This is a genomic window from Limnochordia bacterium (assembly GCA_023230925.1).
GTDB lineage: Bacteria > Bacillota > Limnochordia > DUMW01 > DUMW01 > JALNWK01.
The window spans coordinates 39,602-66,169 of sequence record JALNWK010000013.1; the positions used below are offsets into that span (position 1 = coordinate 39,602).

The following is a 26,568-nucleotide window of genomic DNA, read 5'->3' on the forward strand; positions in this document are numbered from 1 at the left end:
TTTGGCAACAAGTAAAGCCAAGGAATGCATCTTTTGTGGTGAATTCTTTGTGTTCAGAGGACCTAATCCGGATATACAAGCTATCACGATTAACGATACCGGAAGATACCAGCCAGCAACTGGCTGCCCCCGCAGGTATTTGGTCTATGGAGTAATGAAACCTCACCTAGGTGGAAATACCAGTTGTCCTCGGCCGTGGCCGATTTCTCAAGCCAATGAATACCTTACTGAACGCTAGGAAACATCACCAACGATGACCTTGCCAACCGATAACTGCAATGATATAATTGATTGGCAATCCCTGCTCCGTTAATGCCGGAGCCATCTATGTCCATAGGGAGGAGGTGGAGCTTAATGCGCTCCTATGAGGTGATGTACGTTCTTAACCCCACCTTAGAAGAGGAAGCCACCAACGCTTTGATTGAGCGGTTTAGCGGGATTATTACCCAAGCCGGTGGCGAGATCGAAAGTGTTGAACGGTGGGGTAAACGACGCTTAGCCTATGAGATCGATGAGCTGCACGAAGGGTTTTACGTGGTAACCAAATTCCGTGCTGAGAAAGAAACCATCGAAGAGCTAAGACGTGTTATGAAAATCACCAATGAAGTGTTAAGGTACCTGCTTGTGCGCCAAGATAGCTAGTCGAAAGGAAGTGCAGGTATGCTAAACAGAATTGTATTGGTTGGGAGATTAGCCCAAGACCCCGAGCTTAGATATACAACTAATGGTATCGCGGTTGCCAATTTTTCGCTTGCGGTAGAACGACCCTTCATGAACCAAGCAGGAGAGAGAGAAGTCGATTTTATCGATATTGTTACTTGGCGTAAGCTAGCGGAGAATTGTGCGAATAACTTGCAAAAAGGACGGCTTGTAGCGTTACAAGGGCGTTTACAGATCCGTTCTTACGAAGCCAACGATGGTTCTAAGCGCAGGGTTTCCGAAGTTGTTGCCGATGAGGTTCGATTCCTTGACTGGCCGAATAAGGCAGAAAGAGACGAATACAGCGGTCCAGCAGAGGAAGAAATGGACGATCTCCCGTTCTAAACTGCCGAATGATAGGGGGTATTGACCATGGCAGCGCGTAAAGGCGGCCGGAAGATGCGGAAAAAGGTCTGTGTTTTCTGCGCCGACAAGATAGAACAAGTAGATTACAAAGATGTAAACCGGTTGCGACGATTTGTTACCGATCGGGGCAAGATTCTACCAAGACGTATCTCGGGAAACTGTGCGAGACATCAACGACAGTTGACCACTGCTATTAAGAGGTCGCGGCAAGTAGCACTATTGCCCTATAGTGTAGATTAGCATGTGAATAGAGGGGAGCCGTATGAAGCTCCCCCTGTGCTCTTTTTCAGAAGGAATCCATCATCCCTGATTTGGAGGAAGATGACCATGCAAAAGCCTGAGATTAATATTGCACGGAATCTTCGGAGCATAGAGGTTCTCAAATCAGAACTCTTAAGTGGTGTAGCCGCGCTCTTTAGAGGGATGGTGCAAAGTAACGAGGACGTTATTAGTGATTCCCTATCCCGTCTGGTTATCTGTATCTATGGCCTAGGTCGAAGATTGGGAATCAGTTTCTCCCGATTGGATGCCAGGGTGGATAGTAAGCTGAAGTCCTATGCCGAGAGCCAGCATGAAATAGAGGATTGGTATGGGGACTTTTCGGAGCTGCAGCAGTATCGACTTAATAACAAGAGGTGAGATGGATTGAACCGAAAAATGTCTACCACGGCACTGACCGAAGCAGCGATGCTTGGTGCTGTTATGGTGGTCTTATCACTTCTCGCCTTCTTTCTGATTCCCTATCTTGTGGTTGTCATCCCTTTACCATTGATTATCCTAGTTGTTCGTCATGGTCTGCGGACTGGGATCGCGACAACTGTCGTGGCATCAATAATTATAGGTATGTTCGATCCAATGCTGGTGATTGTCATACTGTTTCAGATTGGCGTGGTGGGGATTGCTTTAGGGGAAGCAATTCGTGAGTCCTTTAGCCCGCCAGTAACCTTGATCCTGGGCATTGGGGCGGCTCTAGTCGCCAACCTGCTTCTGATCGCCATTTCCTTCTATGTCCTTGATATTAGCCTTATGGAAGAATTCGGTACAATGCTCAATGAATCTGTTGCCATCATGGAACGCCTCAATACCAAATTAGGTCTACCCGTAGAGCAAGTGGATGCCTTCGCGGAGATGATGAAAAAGATCTTGCCAGCCGTGTTGCTTGTTGGAGTGGGTATGACCGTGACGATTAATTACGGTCTCAGTATAGTGGTCTTTCGACGCTTAGGGATGGAGATAAGGGCTTGTTCGCCCTTTAAGGAATGGCGCATGCCAAGACCTTTGGGCGTGGTGATCATTATTACACAGGTGGCCGATTTGTTTGTGCGCTATCCAGAGGGACACTGGTCTTTTACAGTAATGTTGAATCTTCGGTTGGTGCTCATGACTATTGCTTTTATCTACGGGCTAGCCCTTCTTTGGTTTTATCTGGATAAATACCGAGTGCCAACGATTTGGCGCGTGATTGTGATTTTCTTGCTCTTCCTAAACCCCCTTGTTTATCTGTTGATTACCTGGGCAGCTATACTAGATGTCTGGTTTGATTTTCGCAAAAAGGATCAGCAAAGCGCCTGAAAACGAGTACGAAGAATAATCCCATAATCCTTAGGGGAGGAAACATCAACTATGAAAGTCATTCTCAAACAAGACGTAAAAAAATTGGGTGTAGCCGGTGAAGTAGTCAAGGTTAAAGATGGCTATGCTCGCAACTATCTTTTTCCTAGGGAACTAGCAGTTCCGGCGGATGACTCAGCGCTGCGGGCCCTTGCCACGGAGCAAAAACAACAAGCCCGCACAAGGGAACAGGAAGAGGCCAAGGCTGCCAAATTAGTAGAAAAATTGCAGAAAGAAGCAGTTGTGGTAAAAGCAAAGGCCGGCGAAGGGGGCAGACTCTTCGGATCTATTACTGCCCAGGATATTGCTGATGCCGTCAAGGAAACACATAATGTCGAGATTGATAAAAGAAAATTACAGTTAAAAGAAGCGATTAAGCAACTTGGGACCATCGAGGTCAGCTATGCACCGGTTCCCAACGTAAGCGGGTCAATTACGGTACATGTGGTAGCTGAAGAGTAGGCGGCGGTCCTATGCACATTGCTGGTACAACTAGGGTAACAGGGGTAATCGGAGACCCAGTTGCACATAGTCTATCGCCGTTAATGCACAATACAGCCTTTGCGCATAAGGGGTTAGACTTCGTCTACTTACCCTTTCAGGTGCATGCTGCCGATCTGGCTACGGCAATGGCCGCGGTGCGAGCATTGAACCTTGTTGGGCTAAATGTTACCGTTCCGCATAAAGTGGCCGTAATGGACTATTGTGATGAGCTCACCAATGATGCTACTTCGATAGGCGCGGTGAACACGATCATAAACCGTGATGGAGTGTTGGTTGGAGACAATACCGATGCCCAGGGATTCCTCGGTGCACTAGATGGGGTAGGCCGTGTAGAAGGAATGAATGTTATGGTCATCGGTGCCGGTGGAGCTGCCCGGGCCATTGCCTTTGGCCTTACCCAAAGGCAGCCAAGGCGGCTTACCATCGTGAACCGTTCCCTGGGCCGGGCACTTCAGTTGGTCGAGACACTGAAACCCTCCGGTGTTTTTATCGATTGTATTGGTTTGCATGATGAGTTATTTGCAGAACGATTACGATCCAGTCAGTTGATTGTCCATGCGACATCCTGCGGTATGTATCCCTGCTGTGAAGAGAGTATCATTGGGGATGCTTCATTGCTACCTCAGGACGCGTTAGTGTGTGATATAGTCTATAATCCATTGAAAACGAAATTGCTAAGTCTGGCCGAACAGGCGGGATGCAAAACCCTAGATGGCCTTGGTATGTTGGTGGGGCAAGGGGCAATAGCCTTTGAAGCTTGGACCGGAGTTAAGGCGCCAGTACCCCTAATGGATCAGGTCCTTAGACGCAAGTTAAGCTCTTGTGTTTCTGGCAAAGTAAGCAAAAAATCCCAAGCAGATGAGTAAGACTCCAAGGAGGACATCCTGTCGGTCAATCTGCAAGATGAGGCCTAAGCAGGAAGCGGCGCCAATTAGGGGTATCACAGGGCCGAAGGGGACCTTAAAGGCGGGACGGTAGTCTGGAAATAAGCGTAGCTGCAGTAAGGCTAGATTGACCAGAATAAAGGGGTATAAATGTAGGAAGCTCGATGCTTCGGTGAGCCAATGAATATTTCCCCGGATGAGGGCAATGGCGATGATCACTCCGGTGGTATAGATGGCTGCGGTGGGGGTGTTGTATAGGGTATGGGTTTTTTGTAGAAAGCCCGGCAAGACCCCGTCTCTGCTCATGGCAAAACTTATCCGGCTAGCTGCCAACACCCCGGCATTAGCCGAGGAGAGTGTGGCCAATAGGCAGCCAAAGCCGATCAATTTACTACCAATGGGTCCCATAAACACCCGTGCTGTATCGGCAATTGGGGTTGTGGTCAGGCCCAGCTCTCGATAGGACACAATCCCTGTTGCCGTATAGGCAACTCCCATATAAAGAAGGGTAACTATCACCACAGATAGAATAGTAGCAAGGGGAACAACTATCCTTGGATTTTTGATCTCCTCGGCTGCGGTACTGATTGATTCAAACCCCAGAAACGAGATGATAATGAAGGCAGCCGAACGGGCTAGTGCACTAAGACCGTAGGGGAAAAGAGGCTCATGTAGATTGTTGTCTACTTCACGGATACCGAGCACCAGGTATACTAGCAAAATGCCAAGCAGAATCAAAACCGATGCGCTCTGCAACTGGGTACTCTCTTTGCTACCGCGGATATGGATACTGATCATGGTGATGAGGAACCCAAAGGCAACCAGCTTCCAAGGTAACCAGGGTAGAAAATAGGCTGTGTATTGGGAGAAGCCGATGATGTAGAACGCACAACCTAGGGATTGACCAATCCAGAGCGACCAGCCGGCAACAAAGCCCCAGAAGGGGGAAAAGGCATGCTTAACAAATGTGTATGGTCCCCCAGCAGATGGCATGGCAGTCGCAAGTTCAGCAAAGGATAACGCGGTACACATAATAATAGCCCCGGCGACGGCATAGGCATAGATCGCCCCAGGACCCGTTAGAGAGGCAACAATGCCGGTAAGCATAAAAATGCCGGCTCCAATCATTGTGCCAATGCCTAAGGCAAGAGCATCACCCAAACCTAACGTTTTTTTCAATGAGGAATTCATGTACAGATAATTCCTTTCCATGGGAGGTCTAAGATAAACCTATGCGTAGGTTCTAGAAAACAGAAGCCATCTAGCCAAGGATTCCTGCTTTCTATGACCCCTGTAATTTTAGTCCACAGGAGGTCCAAAAAGGTGCATAATGTTGTTTGCTAGGGGGAAGCTATTTACACGGAGATGGTGTCACTTATCAAGAAAGCCTGCTGGTTTGGCGACAGACCGCTTGTATTGCCTCCGTCTCCGTGACAAGGCCGACAATTCTCTGCTTCCCTTGGAAGACAGAAGCATCGTTGCTTCAATAAGAGAAATTGTCGGCCTTGCGGTATTTCGTTCTACAATAACACCCGCCGCATAAAGATAAAATGCAGCGAGTCTACGAAAAAGGAGGTAATCCATTTGAGGAAGAAGCTGCTAGTCGGTGTGCTCTTTGGGGGAGTTTCAGGAGAGCATGAGGTATCCCTTCGTTCGGCCGCATCGATTCTACAGGCCATCGATAGAAGAAAATACATCCCAATCGAAATAGGTATAAGTAAAAGTGGTAAATGGTACATTGGTGATGGGGTACTTGATTATCTTAGTGGTAAGACACAGAAACTGCCGGAAGGGTGCTCTGGCTGTTCATTTCTGCCGGGTCAACCAGGCAAATTCCTATGGCTGATTAGTGGAGGATGTCCTACGGATCGGGCAACTCGGATTAACATAGTCTTTCCGGTTTTGCATGGACCCTTCGGTGAGGACGGGACCATCCAGGGCCTTTTGGAAGTCGCGGGTATACCCTATGTGGGAGCAGGAGTTGCGGCATCGGCAGTGGGAATGGACAAAGACTTGATGAAAGCAGTCTTTAAGTCATGGGGGTTGCCGATTCTTCCCTATCTTGTGGTCAAAGATATTTCTGCGGAAGACATTGAGCAACAGGTGGCGGACAGTTTTGGTTATCCCTGCTTTGTTAAGCCAGCTAACTTAGGCTCTAGCGTTGGAATTAGTCGGGTTGATAAGCCCGGTGATCTTGCGGCAGCCTTGGAATATGCGGCTATGTTTGACAACAAGGTGATCATTGAAAAGGCAGCTATTGGTTGCCAGGAAATTGAATGTGCTGTACTGGGAAATGAGGATCCTAAAGCCTCTGTTTGCGGAGAGATTATTCCTAAACGCTCCTTCTACGATTACGAGGCAAAATACCTGGAGAACACTACAGAGCTAGTAATCCCTGCGAACCTTCCCGAAGCGGTAGCCACAAAAGTCCAAACCCTTGCGGTGGAAGCGTTTAAAGCCATCGATTGTGCAGGGATGGCTCGGGTGGACTTTTTCGTCTGCAAAGATCAGGTCTATATTAATGAAATCAATACCCTACCTGGGTTTACCTCGATCAGTATGTATCCGAAACTGTGGGAAGCTACCGGAATTAGCTACCCTGAACTAATTCATCTACTGCTCAAACTAGGCTTAGACAGGTATGGCAAAGGGAAGCAGTTGAAGCGGACACTCTAGACCATCAAAGGGAGGTGGTTCCGGTGAAGCGCCTGTGGCAGTTAAGTACGATGATTGCATCGGTGCGGCTTCTTTGGTGGACCTATGTCTACTACACAGACTTTTATCATCTGGCAATACCGGCTTACGGCCCTGTTGATGTAGCAATGAACCAGATTTACGTAAGTAGAGGACATCATTTGATTATCGGAGCAATTTGGTCTGTGATCCTGCTATCTTCCTTAGGGATGCTACTATGTACGAGGATCAGAGGAAGCAGCCTAGGGAAGCCACACCAACGTTCCCGGTCGGGCTGTTCTTCGATGTAAAGATTGTAATATTACCTTTCTTTTTGCGACTTTGGGGTTTTGATCTGTGTGCAGGATTTCTATACTTGAGCGCAGAATGTAAATTTGTACTAGGAGAACAAAACGTGAAAAGCCCACGCATGGTCGGAAGGCTCGTCTGCTTGTGGGCTTTTTTGTTCGGCGGAAACCGCCATTGATAACCATCCACAAATTTACGCATGCCACAGTAGGACAGGGTTAAACAAGATGATTGCTCTGTATCAGTCGCAGTCGTCAAACTAGATTGGGGGTGGGTTGGATGGGCAATGAACAAGACATATGTTTTGAGCGGAAGACAACTAGTAGCATTTTGGTTCCCGTGGCCCTTTTTACGGAATGCCAACCTTTGATCGGTCCTTTGGCTGTGGCTGCTTGGCTTAATCTGCGGGTGCTAATAGAAACAGATCAAAAGATTACCGCAAGGGACTACCTCATGGGCCAGATGGATTTAGACGGACGTTCTGTAGACAACATCTTAGAAAGGCTTGAAAACGTCGGTCTAATTCAGGCGGTTAAAGCAGGTTGGGTCCTAAAGGAGCCCGGTAAGATGCCCCACCAGCAACAGGACGTGGCAGAACAGTCCCCAGAGGACTACCAAGAGAGCTTTTGGGATCAAATAGCCGCTAGCACCGCTTTGGAAGGAGTAGACCTTTCGGGGGATGCTACCACTGAGGAACAGGCTCTGGTTTCTGCGGAGGTAAATCCAGATCTTGACTCTGTTTTGGAACTTTATGCAAACCGCATTGGCCTTATTGGTCCAACGCAGTACCAAAAACTCGAAAACTGGATCGAGAGTAAACATATGAGTGTTGATGTAATTGCGCTAGCCATCGAAGAGACGGCTCTATCAGCAAAGACCCCCCGGTTCGAATACTTAGAGGGGATCTTGCGCAATTGGAGTAACGACGGAATACGGACCGTGGACGATATGATCAAAAAAAAGGTTAAGGTCCGGGCGTTGGCTGGAATAGAACCGAAGAATGCAAAACCGGAAAACTACGAGGGTTGGCCCAATGCCACAGCTTATAACGTAGTGGATGAGAACCGGCTGAAGCTCTGGAAGGAGTTGTACCCAGATGAGTAACGCACCAGGCAAGGAGACTCTATTTGTGCCCTACGATCTAGAGGCGGAACAACGGGTATTGGGTATATTGATTCGTCATCCCGAGCGAGTTGATCATTGTATTGACCGACTAAGGGAAGAACATTTCTACGACATTAGACATCGCAAAATTTACAGAGCGATCTATGACTTGTATAACGCGAGTGGTCAAATCTCCTACACCCAAGTGTATAACCGGTTACGGAAGAATGAGACCCTAGAGGATATAGATAAGGTCCTGCTCCAGTTGACGGAGTCTTTTGTTAGTAAGGCAGAGCTGATTCCCAGTATTGAGTCCATAATTGATAAGGCGGCCCGCCGGCGCATTCTCTCTGCTGTAGCGAAGATCGAGGAAATGGTACGGCTTGATACAGAAGAAAGCCTGAGCGCTTGCCAGGCAAGGGCCCAGGAAATAATCTTCCAGGCGTGTCAAAACGAAGGAGAAGAAGACGATACCAAAGACCTGCTCGATGTCCTGACTAAGTGTTATCGGAACCTCATTGAACGGCGGGAGGGCAAGGTTTCCTATGGACTGCCAGTTCGCTACCCATCGATTGATGCTTTGACTACCGGGTTTAAGAGAAAAGACCTGATCATTCTCGCCGCCCGGCCCAGTATGGGTAAGACTGCTCTAGCACTCAACTTTGCCATGAATGTGGCCAAGCGCGATGTGCCTGTTTTGATCTTCAGCTTGGAGATGGATGATGAGCAGATTGGCGACCGAATAGTCATTAGTGAGCTGTTTCGATACCGGGGTCAAGGCAGGGAAGTGACCTCCTTTGATTATGCCACCCGTCTTGACGATGAAAAACTGGCAGTTACCGAAGAGGTGTTCAATGAACTTTATGATCTGCCAATTAAGATCGTCGATACCCGAGGACTAAGCGTTGCCGAGATTCGGGCTAAAGCCCGGAAGGTTAAAGCGGAGCAGAAGGACTTGGGACTGGTTATTATTGACTACTTACAGTTGATCCGGCCCACGGGGGATGCCAGTAAGAACTGGGCACTGCAGGTAGGAGACATTGTTCGAGAACTAAGGGATCTTGCCGGAGAATTGGATTTACCGATTATACTCCTCTCCCAGCTTAACCGGGGAGTGGAAAGTCGGGATAACAAAAGACCCCGTATGTCTGATCTCCGAGACAGTGGTAACATTGAGGAATTTGCCGACGTGATTATGTTTTTGTACCGAGACGACTACTATTATCCCGAGAAGGCGGCAGCCGATGGGACGGTGGGTCAAGTAGAAGTGATCTTCGCCAAACAGCGTAAGGGACAGACCGGTAAAGCGGTACTCCGCTGGGTACCGGAATATACTCGGTTCATTGACGAGACCTACCGAGAGGAGGCTGACCTTGGTGCCTGACATTGACGCTGAAAGCGATCGACTGAAGCTACAGTTTGTGATGGCCTACGATGAATTATGTCAGCAGGGTAAGATTACCGAAAAAGAGTTTCAAGAGATTGTGGACATTATCGAGCACATTGGTGAATACAGTATTAGTGAGCTGCAGGAAAAACTAGATCCCTATCGCCGTTTGGCTAAGGACTAAGGTAAACAGGAGGAGACCAATGCGGTCTGTTCGCTATCATCATCCGTTAGTGATGCTAACGGTTGCTTTAGCTATGCTTGCCCTACTGACCTGTGCTGGGCATCGGGACTTTGCCAGTGAGGTTGTCGTGGTCTATGGCCAAACCAGTTGGCCAATAAAGACCAAGGCTAAAACCGTAGGAGAGGTAGTCTCGGAGTTCCCTATTGTATTATCGTCCTTCGACGCAGTATATCCTTCTTTGGAGACAGAGATTGTATCGGGGATGGAGATCTTCGTGCAGCCGTCCTTCACCGTAAACCTACAAGTTGATGGGAAGAACTACATCCATCATACGACGGAGACAAAGGTTATTGATGTTCTTCATGAACTAGAAGTAGAACTAGGTCCCCTGGATTTTGCGGTACCAGGACTTGCTACTACGCTAACCGAGGATTCGAGGGTTAACATTATACGGGTGGAAGAACAATATAGTGCGAAGCATGTGCTTTTAGGTTATAAGGTAATCCAACGGATTGATCGGGATTTGGAAAAGGGTAAGACGGTGACCGTGCAGGCCGGCAGGAACGGAACCCGTGAGGATGTTTACAAGCTGACATATCACAATGGTGTCCTTGTAAGTGAGGAGCTAATTTCCCAAGAAGTGATCGAGGATCCCGTTTCCCAGGTAGTAGCTGTTGGTACGAAGATTTTGTTTTATACAACCGATACCCCTGCGGGGCCCATCCGTTATCGCCAAGTGCTAGACCTGGAAGCTACCGCATATTACCCCGGGCCCGAAAGTACAGGTAAATGGGCCGATGGAATTACTTATACCGGAGCACAGGCCGGCTATGGGGTGGTAGCTGTTGATCCAAGTCTAATTCCCCTAGGGACCCGTTTGTATATTCCTGGCTACGGTATTGCCGTCGCCGCTGATATTGGTGGGGCGATCAAGGGCAACATTGTAGATCTTTGTTTCGATACCTACCGAGAGGCGGTTCACTTTGGGCGCCGCCGAGTGAAAGTATACGTTTTGGAGTGAACTAATTTCGTGGAAAGTAATCTCACTAGTGTTAGTGTGATCAGAAAAAAGTTGAAGCAACATCAAGTCTATCCAAGCAAGAAGCTCGGACAAAACTTTCTTGTGGATGGCAACATTTTGGACAAGATCGTCGATGCTGTAGACCCGTCTAAAAGCGATCTCGTAATCGAGATAGGTGCAGGACTGGGCACCTTAACCAAGGCCCTAGCACAAAGGGCCGGGCATGTGGTTACCGTGGAAAAGGATCGTCGGATTATTCCCCTCCTAGAAGAGAACCTCGAGGGTTTTTCCAACATCACCATCGTAGGGGAGGACATTCTAAAACTACCCATATCTGACCTTGTACTCCCGGGGGCGGATTATGATATAATCAAAGCTGTGGGGAATTTGCCCTACTATGTGACAAGCCCGATTATTATGCACTTGCTAGGTGCAAGGGTGGAACTGGCAAATATCACCTGCATGGTGCAAAGGGAAGTTGCATTAAGGATGATCGCAAAACCCAACACCAAGGAATATGGAGTGCTATCGGTGGCGGTACAAGCCAAGAGTAGACCTGAGCTTGTCTGTTATGTACCCCGGACGGTCTTCTACCCCAAGCCAGAGGTCGATTCAGCGGTGATTCGGCTTGTTCCCGGGGGCTTATCCTTCCCTACCGATACCCATGAGGAGTATTTCTTCCGTGTTGTTAAGGCGGCTTTTGGTCAGCGACGCAAGATTATCAGCAATGCGTTAAGAGCAGGCCTTGGCATGTCAGCAGAGAGGATTAGCCAAGTGCTTGTACAAGCAGCCATTGATCCTAATTGTCGGGGAGAAACCCTATCTCCAGAGGAATTTTATCAGATAGCACAGGTTTTACTAGAAGAGACTTAACCGACACCTGATCAAAGCCGCCATTCGTTTTTAGGAAGGCGAGATTATGGAGTTTATCAGTCCAAGTTACGGTTCAATGGAAATCAATGGGGTCTTTGAGCAGATTATTGCCTATATGCAAGAAATGCCCACCATAAAGTATCGGTTAATTATTGGTACGGATTCCCAAACCCGGGATGACACCTGCTTTGTGACAGCCATTCTTATTCACCGGGAAGGCCGCGGTGGGCGCTATTTCTACAGTCGTGAAAAACACCGCTACATTTCAAGTTTGCGTCAACGGATTTTCTACGAGACCTCCCGCAGCCTAGCTGTAGCCAGTCAGATTACCGCCCTTCTAGCCCAGAACGGCTTTGGGGATCTGAATATCGAGATCCATTTGGATGTGGGTCCTAATGGCGAGACTAAGGAATTAATCCGTGAAGTAGTCGGTATGGTGGTAGGTAGCGGGTTCGATGCAAAAATTAAGCCCGAGTCCTACGGCGCTTCCAATGTAGCGGATAAGCATACTAAGTGATGACTCTCCGGACCAAAGTCTGGTTGACTGTCGATGGCTTTGTCAAGCTTTAAGTGCGCTTATTACCACAAGGCCACCCGGTGCTAACCTTTTATTTACTTTACTTTATAATAACAGATTATTCGTTAATGTCAGTGCATACCATCATCCTTGGTCCTATTTCAGCTAGCCATTCTTCCAAGAGATGAGTGATGTGACTAGCTCTGCGATGAATTCAATATCCTTGGTGCTTTGGGTACAACATATTGCATTTAGCTTTGACAAGGCTAGTTGCTTATCGGTATCACTATCACATTCGGGCTCGAAAAGCTCGTACAATTCGACATCTAAGGCCAAAGCGATTTTAGCAAGGCTTTTTAGTGAAGGATTGCGGCCACATCCCCGCTCAATATCCCCAATGTACCCGGGATACAACCCTGATTTCTCTGCTAGTTCCTCCAGAGTAAGACCACGACACATTCTCAGTAAACGGATACGTTGGCCCACCCTAATCAGATCTTGATTCATTGTTTATAATTCCTCCAGTCTTTCAAAAACATGCTGTCATAATAAGTATAGTATGGTATCCTCTCAACCTACATTGATATGAATGGGTAATTGCCTTGACATCCACCATGTTAATGGTAGAATATGTATCAAGGACGAACACTTTATTGCACATATATCCCAAAATGCGACCCCCCAGGTTTGCAGAGGGATATATGTGCAGCCTTCGGAAGCCCTCAATGGAGGGGGTTACATACACAAAACGAAGGGAGGCAGTCTTGTGTAGACTGACCCATGCGGCGGAGTCTGTTACCTGTCCCACTCAGCCTGCTTCCCCCAATGCCGATTTGATAGACCCCAGGCTAAACAAACACAAGAAAACACCGATATAACTATGTACTAGACACATCCACGAGGGAGGTGTGTTTTTGCGCGCATACATAGAACGAACCAATTGGAGGGGGAGTTATTGACTGAGCCACGAAGCCAGGATCAGGAATTACAGTTTGTAGTGTTTTCGCTCGTAGACGAAGAGTTTGCCATTGACATTATGCAGGTCAAAGAGATTATCAAAATGGCTACTATTACGAAGTTGCCGCAGGCTCCGGATTATATTACAGGTATTATCAATGTACGGGGCGAGATCATCCCGGTCATTAGTTTACGGCAACGGTTTGGAATCCCAAGGGGCGAGGAAACCCCATCCACGCGGATTGTGATCGTTGAATCCCAAGGAAACTTAACTGGTTTGATCGTCGATGAAGTTTCCGAGGTACTACGGCTTTCGCAAGAGGCCATTGAGCCCCCTCCCCAAGATGTTGCGGGGTTGCGGACTGAGTTTATTAGAGGAATAGGTAAGATCGATGGTCGAATTCTAGTCATTTTGCGCTTGGCACAACTTTTAGGCAGCGAAGAGCAATTGACCATTGAGGCAGTAAGGGTACAGGGGGAATAAACACAAAAAAGACCTGGGGGGTCGCAGAAATGAGATTTATAAATGACTTACCGATAGGAGTAAAATTACTGCTAACAGCGGGCATCCTATTTTTTGGCATGATCTTTATTGGATATATGGGCAATAAAACCCTTGATACAGTGGGGAGCAGCTTAGATCTTGCCTACGAAGATAATCGAATTGGTGATGAGCTCCTACAAGCACAACTGCACCTGCAACAAGTACGACTTGGAACAGCTTTGGCATTAATACCAGATCTTGGCGATAGCCTTTCACAGTTTGAAACCTTGACCAATGACAGCGTGGCGGGGTTTAGACAGAACCTAGAGAATTATCTTACGGCTGAGCCGATAGACGCAAAGGAAAAAGACTTACGAAGCGTTCTTGGGGCAACCCTCGAAGCCTTTGAAGAGCAGATCGATAATCTATGGGAGGCTTTGCATGAGCAGCGTAGTAACTCCCAATCCCTCTCTGTCTTGCTACACGACACTACAGACACCGCGGACTATGCCATAGAGACTCTAACGGAAATAACCCTGTTACGTGATCAGTACATGGAAGCGGAGCATGAAAATGCTAGGTTAGCTAAGGACGCCAATCGACGAAAAGTGATTGCTTGGACGATTATCTTAGCCGTCATCGGTCTAAGTGTATCATACATCATCATTAGAACCATCACTACCCGACTTGACGAGCTTAATGAGGCTGCCGCTGAGGTAGCCAAGGGCAATTTCAGTGTGACCCGTAGCGCCAGCAATTACAAGGACGAAATCGGTCAACTGGGGCGTTCGTTACAAGAAATGCGAGAAGGCCTTAGAGAACTGGTGGGTCAAGTCATCCAAGTGGCCCGGGAGATCTCCGGAAGTAGTCAACAGTTAGCTGCAACGGCCCAGGAGACCAGTGCCCTTACCCAACAATTTGCTGCCGCGGTTCAGCAGCTAGCTGCAAGTACACAACAAGTTAGCGGGAACGCCCAGTCGGTAGCTGCAGCATCGGTACAAGGGGCCCAAGGCTCTCAAAGTGCCCATCAACAGATGCTAGAGGCCGTGAACTTAATGAAAGATGTGCAGAAGGCAGCAGCCCTATCAATTGAATCTGTGGCTGAGCTTAACGAAGATGCCGGTCAGATCTACAAGATCATTGATATGATTACCCAAATTGCTGAGCAGACCAACCTCTTGGCGCTTAATGCCGCGATTGAAGCGGCTAGAGCCGGAGAACATGGACGAGGTTTTGCCGTGGTGGCCGATGAGGTACGGAAACTTGCGGAACAGTCCCGGCAATCAGCCGAGGAGATCAGCATACTCCTAGAAAAGGTCCAAAAAGAAGCGAAAACAGCCTCGGAAAACACAGAAGGAGCAGCCCAAGAGCTTGATTCCGGTGTAGAGACCGTAGATAGGATCAACCAACTCTTTGCAGAGGTATCAGCGTCCGCGGACATAGCAGCCAGCTCGATTCAAGAAGTTTCTTCGGCATCCCAAGAGATGGCCGCAGGTAGTCAACAGATCGCTGGGGCTGTGCAAAAACAATCCAGCGCTGTGGAGCAGGTGAGGGATCTAGCCCAAAACCTGGCCTCTTTGGGACAACAGCTGGACCGTTCGATCGAGTCCTTCACTTTGTAGAAAACATAGGTACTGATGTTTGCTATTGAACAGACATCAGTACCGCCGCACACCTTAACAAAGGAAGAACAAATACCGATATTACGATTTGGGAGATAAATGCAAGGAGGGGTAGATGTGGATCTAAGCGAGTATCAGGCGATGTTTACTGCAGAAGCTACCGAATACCTAAATGCCCTTGGGGATTACCTCCTATTGCTGGAGAAAAACCCCCATGACCAGGAGGTTTTGGCTGAACTCTTTCGGGCTGCCCACAGCCTAAAGGGTATGTCGGCTACGGTTGGTTTGGAGGATCTATCATCTTTAGCCCATGAGATGGAGACTTTACTGGACCAGTTCCGCAAACAGACCCTAAGCGTCTCTTCTCAAGCAATCACCGTACTCTTGCAGGCCGTTGAAGCCATGGAGAATATGCTTGACAAATTCTCCAAGGATCCTAGCAGTTACAAACCGGATCCTAGAAGGGACCTAACGGATAAGATTCATGCCGTCATTGGAGATGGGGATACCGCCGTTTACCCGGATGAGGAAATGCCCGATGTTCGCTTAGCCCAATGGGAGGTAGAGCTCCTTCAAAAAACGGTCACCGATGGGACGATTTACCGTGTTGATGTGCACCTCGTCGATAATGTCCGCATGAAATCAGTGCGAGCCTATACAGTCCATCGTGCCCTAGGTGAACTTGGTGAGATCGTGAAAAGTTTTCCCCCCGTTGAAGATATTGAAGAAGAACGATTTGGCCATAGTTTCGGCCTGGTGTTGGTAAGCTCTCATCCCCAAGAGAAAGTCGAACATACCTTGGCAGGTATCCCGGATCTGGCTTCTTTTAGAGTGGAGATCCTAAACTTTGATCAGATGGAGGATGATTCCCAGTCAGACAATACCAAGGATGCCTCCCCGGACAAGGTTATTCCCAAAGTCCGGGACTTCATCCGGGTGGATACCCAGCGGATCGATGCACTGGTGAACTTGACTGGTGAGTTGACCATCACGCGTAATAACATTATGGAGCTCCTAGACCAAACGAAGGATAGCGACCTCGTAGAGGCAGTGCGACGCTTGGATCGCCTAACTACAGATTTGTACCGGGGGATTATGAAACTACGGATGGTACCGATTCGGGAACTATTCGATCGCTTTCCCCGCATGGTACGAAACTTTAGTATCGAGCATAACAAGGACGTACAATTGGAAATGCTCGGTGAGGATACCGAACTGGACCGGTCCATCGTGAATCATCTAGCCGATCCCTTGGTTCACCTAGTCCGCAATGCCATTGATCACGGTGTCGAATCGGTGGATGAGCGAGTGAAAAAGGGCAAGCCCAGCCAAGCCAAGGTAACCCTATCTGCTTATCAAGAGGGTAGCTATGTGGTGATCGAGGTCAAGGACGATGGAGCGGGTATCGATGTTAATCGTGTCCGGGAGAAGGCCATAAGCAATGGCCTAATCACTAAGCAACAGGCCCAGAGTTTGTCTGAGGAGGACATTGTCCAATACGTTTTTCATGCGGGTCTTAGCACCAAAAAAGAAGTAACAGATATTTCCGGACGCGGTGTTGGGATGGATGTGGTCAAGAAGGCAGTTGACTCCATGAAAGGTTCTGTGTATATTGACACTAGGAAAGATGAATATACCCAAATAACGATCAGACTGCCTTTAACCCTTTCGATCACCCAAGCCTTATTGGTAAAGGAAAAGGACATTCACTATGCAATACCTGTGGATGTGGTCATCGAAAACCTACGGCTCCGCAGCAAAGACATCAAGCAAGTTTACGGACAGGGAATGCTTAACCTCCGGGGCGAAGTCATTCCGATTATCCCTTTACAGGAACTTCTCACCGGGGAGAAGCGTGATGAGGGTGCGGTACTTTCAGTGGTAATCGTGGAGGCTAACCGGCAGAAACTTGGGCTGGTAGTGGATCAGCTTTTGGGGCAACTGGAGGTTGTCACTAAATCCTTGCCTCGGGAACTGTTGCATCACGAAGGTGTTGCGGGCGCAACAGTCCTCGGAAGTGGTGAAGTTGCCTTAATCATAGATGTGAACAATCTGTTACACACGGGTCGGGGGAGGGGATAACGTTGGCTAAGAACGTACTTATTGTCGATGATACCGCTTTTATGCGCATGATGCTGAAGAAGATCCTAAGTCAAAATGGGTTCAATGTGGTGGGAGAAGCAGGCAATGGGATAGAAGCCATTGAGCTATACCAAGAGTTGGAACCAGATATTGTGACTATGGATATTACAATGCCTAAAATGGACGGCATCACTGCAATTACCAAAATACGAGAACAAGACCCCAATGCACTGATTATTGTCTGTAGCGCCATGGGTCAAAAGCAAATGGTTATTCAGGCGCTAAGTTCCGGTGCAAAAGACTTCATCGTCAAGCCTTTCGAAGAGGAACGAGTCATTGAGGCCTTGGGGAAGGCGTTAGAGGGCTAATGAACCAAGAGTTGATTAAAGATGCAGTAATGGATATGTTGCTTGAACTGAGCAACATAGGTACAGGAAACGCGGCCACATCCTTATCCCGCATGTTCGGAAATGAGGCGGTGGGTATTGAAGTACCCACATCCTTACTATGCCCCATCAGTAAGTTTGCTGAGCTTTTGCCTAACCCGGAAGAGGAAATTGTGGGGACGTTGCGGATGATTGAAGGGGATGTAGGTGCCATTGCGTTTATCCAATCTCTGCACGATGCTTTGGTGATGGCTGGTAGACTGCTAGACAAGCACCTTCAAGGACTGGATGAACTGTCCCGCTCAGCAATTGATGAGACCAGCAATATCATGACGGCCTCCTTCGTTAATGCCTTAGCGGACATCAGCGACATGCAGTTGGTGCCAGCGGTTGCAGGGATGGCTATCGGGCCAAGCGCGGCTGTACTCAACTCCATCTTAGTTGAAAGCGGTACTGTAAGTGATCAGGTTATCGTTGTTGAGTCGGTTTTCCTGCTTGAGCAATACCGGGCTACAGGCCACATTGTGTTTCTGCCAGAAAGCACCTTCCTGGATATCCTGATCGATAAGTTTAGACTGGAGTAGCGCACATGGAACACCTTGTTGGCTTGGGCGAGTATGCCATCGTTAAAGAACTGGGGATCATCAAGACTTTGGGTCTTGGCTCTTGTGTCGGTGTGGCATTATACGATAGTATTAATAGAGTAGCAGGATTATCCCATATCTTTTTAGCCAGTGCAAATGGCCGGGAGAAACACGAAAACCCGGGGAAGTATGCGGACCTTGCACTGCCCCTTCTCTATAAGCAAATGTTGCAGCAAGGAGCTCATCCGAGGACCTTATATGCAAAAATAGCGGGCGGGGGTCAGCTATTTTCGGGGATGGAAGGCCCCCTACTTAATGTGGGGGAGCAAAACGTTTTGGCAGTGCAAACCAAACTGAAGGAATTAGGAGTCAAGGTGTCCGGTCAAGACGTGGGTGGGAATAAAGGACGCTCCATGTCGATCGATGTGGCTACGGGACTGGTGATCGTGAACAAAGCAGGTGAGATTACCACTCTGTAGAGCAGACAGACTACCACTGATGGAGGGGGCAGACTTTTTGTCAACCAAGGTTAGGGTAATGGTAGTAGATGACTCTGCCTTTATGCGCCGGCTCATTTCAGATCTGTTGGAAAAGGATCCAGATCTGGAGGTCGTTTCCACCGCCGCCAACGGGCTGGAGTTTTTAGATAAAGTTCGTCAAGTTAAGGTTGATGTGGTGACACTAGATGTTCATATGCCAGGGATGGATGGAATCACCGCCCTGGGCGAAATGATGAAAACAAGACCAATCCCTGTGGTTTTACTAAGCAGTGTCACCAAGGAAGGCAGTGATATTACTACCGAAGGTCTCCTCCTTGGAGCCGTAGATTTCTTAACGAAACCGATTGCCTGGGATAATATCGAGCAGTTTAGGGATCAACTTATCCTAAAAGTTAAGACAGCTGCCACTGCGAATATGACCGGGTTAGTGGGGGGACTACCGACAAAACCCCTTCCGTCGGTACGCGCTTGTGCCGATGGAGCAGCCCGGCTTATTGCCATTGGTTCCTCAACTGGGGGGCCGCGGGCTTTGGAGATTTTGCTTGCGGGGTTAGCACCGGATCTTCCTGCCGGTATAATTATCAGCCAGCACATGCCCGGTCAGTTTACCGCATCTTTGGCGCAACGACTAAACGATACTTGCCCCCTAGAGGTGAGGGAGGCAAAGACCGGTGATACCCTCAACCAGGGGCTTGCACTACTGACCCCGGGGGATTATCATATGCGAGTTACCAATCGCTGTTCGGTAGAGCTTACCACCGAGGAGAAGGATACGCACATTCGGCCTTCAATCGATGTGATGATCTCCTCGGCGGCACAGGTATACGGTCCGCAGATGGTGGCTGTCATCCTCACTGGGATGGGCCGGGATGGAGCAGCTGGATGTGTCCAGGCTAAGCGAGCGGGAGGATTGGTGGTGGCACAGGATGAGGCAACTTCGGTTGTATATGGGATGCCTAAGGCAGTAAAGGAAAATGGTACGGCCCATCTTAGTCTGCCGATCAATGGAATAGCGGAGTTCTTGAATTGGTATATCAAGGGCTTGGAGAAGGGAGATTCCCCAAAACTAAACAGATTACCCTATCTAACCGAAAGATAATCTGAAGAGGGTCACTTGAGGGGGAGTGTCATCATGAAGGTTGAGAAAACAACTTTAGCTGGTGTTGAGCCGATTGCCCAAAGGCAAGCCCTAAGCAAAGGTAAGCCTAATCAAAGGGTTCAAGAGCAAAACAGCGATCGGGTATCCATTTCTGAAGGAGCAAAACGGCTGTTGGCAAAAACTCCGGCCACTTCAGTAGATGAGTCCGGTAAAGTAGAAGCGATCAAGGAAAAAGTCGATGCTGGCAAGTATATACTGGATCCAGAGAAGATCGCCGGTAGCATCATCGATTTTTTTAGGTAATGGACGATGCGCTCCTTTCAGTTTTCTTTAGACAAACTTCTCCAACTACATGAAGCGGAGAAGAAACAAAAACAGGCCGAGACAGCCAAGGCCCTATTGGCTGTCGAAAAGAAAGCCCAACGTATAGCCAAGTTGCATCAAGACCGGCAGGATGCCTTCAACTGTAAGGAGGAATCCTCCGTTGTGTATATGCAGCTTAATAGCGATTATAGGCAGGGGCTTAGCCGCGCTCTAACGCGGGCTCATCAAGAGCTGGAAGTAGCGGCTTTAACCCACGAACAACAGCAGGATCAACTACAACAGACCACAAAGAACTGTAAGGTTTTGGCCTTACTCAAGGAACGACAACGGGAAATGCATAGAAAGGCGATGCAAAGGCAAGAGCAGAAGATGCTTGATGAATTTGCCAGCTTTGCTAGAGTACGTGGCGAGAGAGGATAGTAGAGTTTGGAACGCTTGCCCATTGACGAGGTACGGCCTGGTATGTATCTGGTCCGCTCCATTGAGGACAGTACCGGGAGGGTGCTACTAAAGGCCGGCACACAATTAACTGAAAGATATATCCAAAGAATCTATGAGCTAGGTTATCCTTCGATTTATGTTGGTGAGCCCTGGGAGGCAGAGATTGAGGTGATCCAGCCCGTCTCCAATCAGACGAAGACCCGGGTGACTAGCTCCCTACGTGATCTGTTTACCAAACGGGGCCCGGAGCAGTTGACGGATCTGACTGAGGTAGAGCAGTCAGTAAACGCTCTTGTGGACGAGCTTTTGGTGAACCAGTCCATTGTTTTCAGCCTATCTGAGATCCGGAATCACGACAACTACACATTCTTGCATTGTGTTGATTGCTGTGTTGTTTCTGTACTCATGGCCCGCTCTCTGCGGTTGCCAACTAGGGATATCCGCATAGTAGGTATGGGGGCTGCCTTACATGACATCGGCAAGACCTTGGTTTCCCAGGAAATCCTGTGTAAACCGGCAAGACTGACAAAAGAAGAATACCAAATTGTCAAAGAACATGCCCGAGACGGTTACCAGATGCTTGTCCAACGTAGTTCTTTGGATTACCGGGCGGCGATTGTGGCTCTCCAACACCATGAGCGGATCGATGGCACGGGTTACCCTGCTGGTATACAGGGCAGGGACACTCATATCTTCAGTCGTATTGTTGCTGTTGCTGATGTGTTTGATGCTATCACATCTGATCGGGTTTACCGAAAAGGGTTGGGTTTCTCTCAAGCCAGGAAGTTCCTCAACGACAACCAACACCAATTTGATGAAAGCGTGCTCTCGGCCCTTAGCGAGTATGTGGCTGAGTATCCGGTTGGAGCCTACGTCAAGTTAGATTCAGGAGAGCTTGGTGTTGTCATTCGCCTGAATTGGGAGCATCAGGATCAGCCTGTTGTTAATCTAATCGCTGACCCTACGGGTAATAGGTACAAGAAACCTATCACCGTCAATCTTGCCTCTGACGGACGCAGAATCAATGAAGAAGTCATCTCCCTACGAGATTCACAAGCATCTTTCTAAACAAACCCCTCCCAAAAACCGATGATCGTGGCAAGAACCTATGTAAGAGGGTGGCCACATGAGTCTGTTTAACGGATTAGAAATTGCCAAAAGAAGCATGCAGGTACAAAGGAACCAGCTGAATATAGCTAATCATAATATCGCCAATGATGGTAGCGTAGGATACTCTCGCCAGGAGGGAATCCAGGTTAGTTCCTTTGTCACTAAGACTACCAAAGGTGTTGTAGGTAACGGTGTGGTAATGAGCCACATCCAACGGGCGCGAAACCCCTTCTACGACGCCCAGTACCGGCAGGAGAGTCAAAACCTTGGCTACTGGGACGTGCACCGCATGTCCATTGAACAAATCGAGTTCATCATGAATGAGCCAGGTAAGACCGGAATCGATCAAGCGATTACCGAGTTCAGGAAGGCCCTGCATGATTTGACGACTAACCCCCAAAGCTCTGCTGTACGGGCCAGTCTCCAACAACAAGGCAAGGCACTTACAGAGGTTATCTCGCATGTGTACCGCCAGGTGGAAGATCTAAAGAACCAGATTCATTCGGAAATAGATATCACCGTCAGGGAAGTAAACGGTATTGCCGATGAGATCGCCGCCCTCAACCGACAGATCTCAAAGCTAGTTACCACTAGCAGAAATGCTAATGATCTACTAGACCGGCGGGATCTACTCCTCGACCAGTTGTCATTCCTTGTAGACTATGAATACTCCATTGAGCCCAACAACAGTATGACGATCACCATTGGCGGCAAGGTGTTGGTGACTGACAATCAAGCTAATCATATCAGTGCTCTAACCACCGATGAAAATAGCAGTATCGTTTGGGAAGACAGCAGTTCCGTGGATCTAAAAGCAGGTGGATTACAAGCATTACTAGATATGGATCATAAGACTATCCCTGAATACCTCGATGCCCTGGATAAACTAGCCACAGGCTTGATCACCGGGTTAAACGAGGTACACCGGACTGGTTACGGTCTTGATGGCAGTACGGGGTTAGATCTCTTCACCGGAACTGGTGCTGGAGACATCCAGCTTGCCCCAGAGATAGCTGCTGATTACAACAAGATCGCTGCAAGTGACACCGCTGATGAAGAAGGAAACGCCGGAAATGCTCTGTTGCTCCTTGAGAAAATGGATGCCCGGATTATTGACGGCGGAAAGGCCAACTACCAGGAATACTTCACTGCTCTGATTGCCGGCCTAGGTGTTGAGGCCCGACATGCGGAGAACATGACGACCAATCAGACCATGCTGGTTAGACAACTAGGGAACCTGCGCTACAGCACCTCGGGAGTATCCTTGGATGAAGAGGTGGCAAATATTATCAAGTACCAGCATGCCTTTAACGCATCTGCCCGGGTTGTAAGCGTAATCGATGAGATGCTTACCACCCTAATCGAGCGGACCGGTAGATAGGAGGATGTACCATGCGCATTACAAACCAGATGATGGTGAATAACTTCGTTGCGAACCTACACAATAATCTGAGGGAGCTAGATAGGTATTACCAGCAATTGGCCACCGGCAAGAGATTTCAAAGGCCCTCAGACGATCCGAGTGGTGTAACCCGTAGTATGACCCTAAAGGCAAAACTTGCTGAGAATGCCCAGTATGAGAAGAATATTAACGAGGCCCTAGCTATCTTTGAGGCGAGCGAGACCGCGTTAGCCAATGTGAGTTCCGTGCTCGATCGGGCCCGAGATCTAGCGATCAAGGGTAACACTCCCTTAACACCCACCGATCGGCAAGCGATTGCCGCTGAAGTTACCGGCCTTATTGAACAGCTTGTCTCAGCGGGAAATGTATCCTCTGGTACCAAGTATGCCTTTGCGGGCAAAAAGGTGGCTACCTTACCTTTCCAGTCTGCAGGTGATGAGATCCAATTCCTAGGAACAAATGATGTTCCCGAATTTGAAATTAGTCCTTATGTGCGTATTGAAGTAGGTCTATCCGGTCAGGATGTCTTCTTCATTGATCAAGACACGTCTTTATTTGATGTACTCAAAGCCCTAGAAGATGCGTTAGTATCCAATCCGGAGAAACTAGATGAGTGTATCGGGACCCTAGATAAATCCATCGATCACACCTTACGCTACCGAGCTGAAGTAGGCGCGAAGTATAATCACTTGAGTAGTGTTAAAGAGCGGCTCAAAGAGACAGAGCTAAACCTGAAGTCATTACTGTCGAACAACGAGGACACAGACGTTGCTGAAGCGATCATGCAGGCCAAAACCAAGGAAAATGTTTATACCGCGTCACTAGCAACTGGGGCCCGGATTATTCAGCCCTCGTTAATAGACTTCCTACGGTAGACGAAAATGTCCATCGGTGAGCTAAGGCAACTTAGAATTGACATTACAGCAAGCGAAATAGATATTAGTTACCGTTTGGATCGGATCCAAGTAGACATCACGGAGCCCCTTGCGGATATTGGGCTAAAAGGTGTCCAGAGATTAAACCGAGAGTTGAGCCAAAGGGCTCGTCAAGCAGTCGACGAAGGTATCGCCAAAACAGCACGACAAGGGGATCGACATCGAAAGGAAATCACGTCTAAGGCAGCCGTTCTGCTAGAACCTCCTGCAAAGAGAAGTACTGCCATTAACGTCGATACTGCACCAAAGCATCCCCCGGCACTATCCGTTCAATCTGGCTGGTTCCAACTAGCCAGTATCCCAGGTTCAGTGAACATTGAACTAGTTTACCAAAAAACTACGAAGCATTCCACAAGTCGCGCTATTGACGTATATACTTAAATTGTTCTACGAATTGAACCAGGGGCTAAACAGAAACCAATACAACCCCGATATTGCTAGTGAGCCCAATATTTAGCTCAGTTAACAAGAATTCTGCACAAGCTAGTGCGGAGTTATCATCAAGCAAGAGACTAACGTAAGGAGGAAAAACAATGCGAATTAACAATAACATTATGGCGCTAAACGCACATCGTCAGTTGGGTGTAAACCAAGCTAACAGCTCAAAGTCCATGGAAAGACTCTCCAGCGGTATGAGAATTAACCGTGCTGGTGATGACGCAGCAGGTCTTGCAATCTCTGAGAAAATGCGTGGTCAGATTCGTGGCTTGAAGCAGGCTCAGAGAAATGCACAGGACGGCATTTCCCTGATTCAGACTGCTGAAGGTGCTCTGAATGAAACCCACGCTATTCTCCAGAGAATGCGGGAACTAGCCACACAGGCTTCCACCGATACGAATACTCTTACAGACCGCAAAGAGATCCAGAAGGAAATCAACCAGTTGCTTGACGAAATCGACAGGATTGCTGATAAGACTTACTTTAATACAAAGAAGCTTCTCGATGGAAACTTCAGCGGCAAGTTTCACATTGGTGCCAACCAAGGCGATAACATGGACATCAGCATCAATGCCATGAGCACCGATCAACTTGGGACTTTGACCAAGTCTGGCGGGGCAGGTGGAACTGGTACACCTGCAACGTCGTTCACAAATACCACTCAAGAAGTGGGTGGGAAAAGCATTACCCTAAATGGGACGTATTCTGGGACAACTAATGGGAAGCTGTATCTGCAGTCGGTAGCTGCTGGAGAGGATACTTATAAGTACCAATACTCGACAGATGGAGAAGATTGGACCGATCTCAATTCAGGGGCTGTGGTTCTAGGCGTTACACTGACGTTTACCGATGCTCCCGAATCGGAGGATAGCGTCGAAATCGATCTGGTGGCAGCTACCTCTGGCAGTGGAACTGCGACAAACATTAGTTCTTTGGAGGTTGCGGATAGCGACATCGATGGGCTTGATTCAGATCTAACAGATGACGACGTTGAGAATCAACTCGGTGCTGGTAATGTTGGTGTCTTGACTCAGAAGGGCGCTGATGCAGCGATCACGAACATCAACGATGCAATTGAGTTGGTATCTGCTGAGCGTTCAAAGCTGGGCGCTATACAGAACCGTCTCGAGCATACCATCGCCAATCTCGGCACCTCCGCTGAGAACCTCCAAGCTGCTGAGTCTCGGATCCGTGACCTTGATATGGCTGAAGAGATCATGGCATTCACCAAGAACAACATTCTCCAACAAGCTGCAACCGCTATGTTGGCCCAAGCAAATATGGCTCCTCAAAGTGTGCTGCAGTTGCTTGGATAGTTTGATAGGTAAGTTTATAGAAGGGCTCCGCGAGGGGCCTTTCTTTTTTGAAAGGCGTTGACTGAAAAGAGGGATAACATGGAGGTGAATAAGATGCCCGAAGAAAAAGGGATTATGTATGAGCTGCTAAATGTGGATGCCGATAAGGCGTCCGAAGAAAAGCTTCGCGCTTTGGTGAAGCATTTGCAAGGCCAGATGCGTGATGTATATGTTTATTGGGTGGGGAATTGGGGAAGAGGAAATCAGGCCTGCAGCACAAGAAATGGGCAATTTGTCTCAAAAAAAGAGGTTATTGATTATCTCAACGGCTAATCAAGTGTCACTGGACCGTAATTTTTGCCTACTTTTAGTCAAATCTCCTTCAAGTTCAGACCCCGTTAAGCCGGGGTCTGTTTCTCTTGTGGTGCCGAAGGTGGGAATCGATAGAACTAATGTTCTATAGTGTTGTCTGGTGCTGATATGCCCGTTTAGCGGGCTTTTTTGCGTGTGAGGGTGTTTCTATGTCCGCCCAGTATTGCCCTGTTATGAAAAATGCATGAGCAACTGATGGACAGAACTTGCTGCTCAAAATCTATGCACATTTCCAAAACATCATCCATTCATATGTACCCGTAGGATAGGGAGGATTGTTTGAGTGAGTATTCCGATCGAATAAGGCCACCTTCACGGAGAAAGAGGGCCACCCTCACGGTCAGATAAGGCCACTGTCACGGACTAGAAGGCCACCCTCTTTGTCACCGTTTTGCTCAAATTATC

General features: G+C 48.2%; 32 protein-coding genes. 30 read left to right on the top strand and 2 right to left on the bottom strand.

Features of this window, described 5'->3' with window-relative positions:
* The first annotated feature begins 354 nt into the window (after positions 1–354).
* The 7 genes from rpsF to aroE all read left to right on the top strand — a co-directional run bounded on the left by rpsF (position 355) and on the right by aroE (position 4,046).
* Entirely contained in the window at positions 355–642 is a 288-nt protein-coding gene (gene rpsF / locus M0Q40_04515; GenBank protein MCK9221875.1) for a 30S ribosomal protein S6, read from the top strand.
* 18 nt (positions 643–660) lie between these two features.
* Positions 661–1,044, top strand: coding sequence for a single-stranded DNA-binding protein (gene ssb, locus M0Q40_04520; protein ID MCK9221876.1), 384 nt, complete (start codon positions 661–663; stop codon positions 1,042–1,044).
* 27 nt (positions 1,045–1,071) lie between these two features.
* The gene (gene rpsR, locus M0Q40_04525) at positions 1,072–1,305 is read left to right on the top strand and encodes a 30S ribosomal protein S18 (protein MCK9221877.1); all 234 of its coding nucleotides are present in this window, start codon (positions 1,072–1,074) and stop codon (positions 1,303–1,305) included.
* An 87-nt stretch (positions 1,306–1,392) separates the two neighbouring features.
* Entirely contained in the window at positions 1,393–1,704 is a 312-nt protein-coding gene (locus tag M0Q40_04530; GenBank protein MCK9221878.1) for a MazG-like family protein, read from the top strand.
* Positions 1,705–1,710: 6 nt separating this feature from the next.
* Positions 1,711–2,637, top strand: a complete 927-nt coding sequence (locus M0Q40_04535; protein ID MCK9221879.1) for a YybS family protein — start codon at positions 1,711–1,713, stop codon at positions 2,635–2,637.
* A gap of 51 nt (positions 2,638–2,688) precedes the next feature.
* Entirely contained in the window at positions 2,689–3,138 is a 450-nt protein-coding gene (rplI, locus tag M0Q40_04540) for a 50S ribosomal protein L9 (GenBank protein ID MCK9221880.1), read from the top strand.
* A gap of 11 nt (positions 3,139–3,149) precedes the next feature.
* Positions 3,150–4,046, top strand: coding sequence for a shikimate dehydrogenase (aroE, locus tag M0Q40_04545; GenBank protein ID MCK9221881.1), 897 nt, complete (start codon positions 3,150–3,152; stop codon positions 4,044–4,046).
* Here aroE and M0Q40_04550 read toward each other — a convergent pair.
* On the bottom strand, positions 3,993–5,255 hold the full coding sequence (locus M0Q40_04550; GenBank protein MCK9221882.1) for an amino acid permease: 1,263 nt from the start codon (positions 5,253–5,255) through the stop codon (positions 3,993–3,995). The two genes, aroE and M0Q40_04550, sit on opposite strands and share 54 nt — an antisense overlap.
* A 393-nt stretch (positions 5,256–5,648) precedes the next feature.
* Between M0Q40_04550 and M0Q40_04555 the strand changes: the two genes are divergently transcribed.
* The 8 genes from M0Q40_04555 to M0Q40_04590 all read left to right on the top strand — a co-directional run bounded on the left by M0Q40_04555 (position 5,649) and on the right by M0Q40_04590 (position 12,132).
* Positions 5,649–6,740: a D-alanine--D-alanine ligase gene (locus M0Q40_04555; GenBank protein MCK9221883.1), complete on the top strand. Its 1,092-nt coding sequence runs from the start codon at positions 5,649–5,651 to the stop codon at positions 6,738–6,740.
* A gap of 23 nt (positions 6,741–6,763) precedes the next feature.
* Positions 6,764–7,048: a hypothetical protein gene (locus M0Q40_04560; protein MCK9221884.1), complete on the top strand. Its 285-nt coding sequence runs from the start codon at positions 6,764–6,766 to the stop codon at positions 7,046–7,048.
* A 277-nt stretch (positions 7,049–7,325) separates the two neighbouring features.
* Positions 7,326–8,150 (top strand): DnaD domain protein, encoded by an 825-nt coding sequence (locus M0Q40_04565; protein MCK9221885.1) that lies wholly within the window; start codon positions 7,326–7,328, stop codon positions 8,148–8,150.
* Positions 8,143–9,534 (top strand): replicative DNA helicase, encoded by a 1,392-nt coding sequence (locus M0Q40_04570; GenBank protein ID MCK9221886.1) that lies wholly within the window; start codon positions 8,143–8,145, stop codon positions 9,532–9,534. The genes M0Q40_04565 and M0Q40_04570 overlap by 8 nt, the downstream gene beginning before the upstream one ends.
* Complete coding sequence (locus tag M0Q40_04575; GenBank protein ID MCK9221887.1) at positions 9,527–9,721, top strand: hypothetical protein; 195 nt, start codon at positions 9,527–9,529, stop codon at positions 9,719–9,721. The genes M0Q40_04570 and M0Q40_04575 overlap by 8 nt, the downstream gene beginning before the upstream one ends.
* A 19-nt stretch (positions 9,722–9,740) precedes the next feature.
* The gene (locus tag M0Q40_04580; protein ID MCK9221888.1) at positions 9,741–10,742 is read left to right on the top strand and encodes a G5 domain-containing protein; all 1,002 of its coding nucleotides are present in this window, start codon (positions 9,741–9,743) and stop codon (positions 10,740–10,742) included.
* Between the two features lie 9 nt (positions 10,743–10,751).
* Positions 10,752–11,615, top strand: coding sequence for a 16S rRNA (adenine(1518)-N(6)/adenine(1519)-N(6))-dimethyltransferase RsmA (gene rsmA, locus M0Q40_04585; protein ID MCK9221889.1), 864 nt, complete (start codon positions 10,752–10,754; stop codon positions 11,613–11,615).
* A 46-nt stretch (positions 11,616–11,661) separates the two neighbouring features.
* A complete protein-coding gene (locus M0Q40_04590) occupies positions 11,662–12,132 on the top strand; it encodes a ribonuclease H-like YkuK family protein (GenBank protein ID MCK9221890.1) in 471 nt (156 codons plus the stop codon).
* A gap of 165 nt (positions 12,133–12,297) precedes the next feature.
* Here M0Q40_04590 and M0Q40_04595 read toward each other — a convergent pair whose 3' ends face one another.
* Positions 12,298–12,639 carry a helix-turn-helix transcriptional regulator gene (locus M0Q40_04595; GenBank protein MCK9221891.1) on the bottom strand — a complete coding sequence of 114 codons (342 nt, stop codon included), beginning with the start codon at positions 12,637–12,639 and terminating at the stop codon, positions 12,298–12,300.
* Positions 12,640–13,087: 448 nt separating this feature from the next.
* On the opposite strand from M0Q40_04595, the gene M0Q40_04600 reads away from it, so the two are divergent.
* From M0Q40_04600 to M0Q40_04670, 15 genes are all read left to right on the top strand, one after another.
* A complete protein-coding gene (locus M0Q40_04600; protein ID MCK9221892.1) occupies positions 13,088–13,573 on the top strand; it encodes a chemotaxis protein CheW in 486 nt (161 codons plus the stop codon).
* Between the two features lie 29 nt (positions 13,574–13,602).
* Complete coding sequence (locus M0Q40_04605; GenBank protein ID MCK9221893.1) at positions 13,603–15,195, top strand: methyl-accepting chemotaxis protein; 1,593 nt, start codon at positions 13,603–13,605, stop codon at positions 15,193–15,195.
* 117 nt (positions 15,196–15,312) lie between these two features.
* Entirely contained in the window at positions 15,313–17,277 is a 1,965-nt protein-coding gene (locus M0Q40_04610; protein MCK9221894.1) for a chemotaxis protein CheA, read from the top strand.
* Positions 17,278–17,279: 2 nt separating this feature from the next.
* Complete coding sequence (locus M0Q40_04615; protein MCK9221895.1) at positions 17,280–17,645, top strand: response regulator; 366 nt, start codon at positions 17,280–17,282, stop codon at positions 17,643–17,645.
* A complete protein-coding gene (locus M0Q40_04620) occupies positions 17,645–18,247 on the top strand; it encodes a chemotaxis protein CheC (protein ID MCK9221896.1) in 603 nt (200 codons plus the stop codon). Before M0Q40_04615 ends, M0Q40_04620 begins: the two co-directional genes overlap by 1 nt.
* Before the next feature lie 5 nt (positions 18,248–18,252).
* Positions 18,253–18,726 carry a chemotaxis protein CheD gene (locus M0Q40_04625; GenBank protein ID MCK9221897.1) on the top strand — a complete coding sequence of 158 codons (474 nt, stop codon included), beginning with the start codon at positions 18,253–18,255 and terminating at the stop codon, positions 18,724–18,726.
* A 37-nt stretch (positions 18,727–18,763) separates the two neighbouring features.
* Positions 18,764–19,846, top strand: coding sequence for a chemotaxis response regulator protein-glutamate methylesterase (locus M0Q40_04630; GenBank protein ID MCK9221898.1), 1,083 nt, complete (start codon positions 18,764–18,766; stop codon positions 19,844–19,846).
* Positions 19,847–19,879: 33 nt separating this feature from the next.
* Positions 19,880–20,149, top strand: coding sequence for a flagellar biosynthesis anti-sigma factor FlgM (gene flgM, locus M0Q40_04635; GenBank protein MCK9221899.1), 270 nt, complete (start codon positions 19,880–19,882; stop codon positions 20,147–20,149).
* A gap of 6 nt (positions 20,150–20,155) precedes the next feature.
* Positions 20,156–20,590 carry a flagellar export protein FliJ gene (fliJ, locus tag M0Q40_04640; GenBank protein MCK9221900.1) on the top strand — a complete coding sequence of 145 codons (435 nt, stop codon included), beginning with the start codon at positions 20,156–20,158 and terminating at the stop codon, positions 20,588–20,590.
* Between the two features lie 6 nt (positions 20,591–20,596).
* Positions 20,597–21,679 (top strand): HD-GYP domain-containing protein, encoded by a 1,083-nt coding sequence (locus tag M0Q40_04645; protein MCK9221901.1) that lies wholly within the window; start codon positions 20,597–20,599, stop codon positions 21,677–21,679.
* 58 nt (positions 21,680–21,737) lie between these two features.
* A complete protein-coding gene (gene flgK, locus M0Q40_04650; protein MCK9221902.1) occupies positions 21,738–23,102 on the top strand; it encodes a flagellar hook-associated protein FlgK in 1,365 nt (454 codons plus the stop codon).
* Positions 23,103–23,113: 11 nt separating this feature from the next.
* Positions 23,114–23,998 (top strand): flagellar hook-associated protein FlgL, encoded by an 885-nt coding sequence (gene flgL, locus M0Q40_04655; GenBank protein MCK9221903.1) that lies wholly within the window; start codon positions 23,114–23,116, stop codon positions 23,996–23,998.
* A gap of 6 nt (positions 23,999–24,004) precedes the next feature.
* The gene (locus M0Q40_04660; GenBank protein ID MCK9221904.1) at positions 24,005–24,439 is read left to right on the top strand and encodes a DUF6470 family protein; all 435 of its coding nucleotides are present in this window, start codon (positions 24,005–24,007) and stop codon (positions 24,437–24,439) included.
* Positions 24,440–24,591: 152 nt separating this feature from the next.
* Positions 24,592–25,812, top strand: a complete 1,221-nt coding sequence (locus M0Q40_04665) for a flagellin (protein ID MCK9221905.1) — start codon at positions 24,592–24,594, stop codon at positions 25,810–25,812.
* Between the two features lie 93 nt (positions 25,813–25,905).
* Positions 25,906–26,124, top strand: coding sequence for a hypothetical protein (locus M0Q40_04670; GenBank protein ID MCK9221906.1), 219 nt, complete (start codon positions 25,906–25,908; stop codon positions 26,122–26,124).
* Positions 26,125–26,568: the final 444 nt, after the last annotated feature.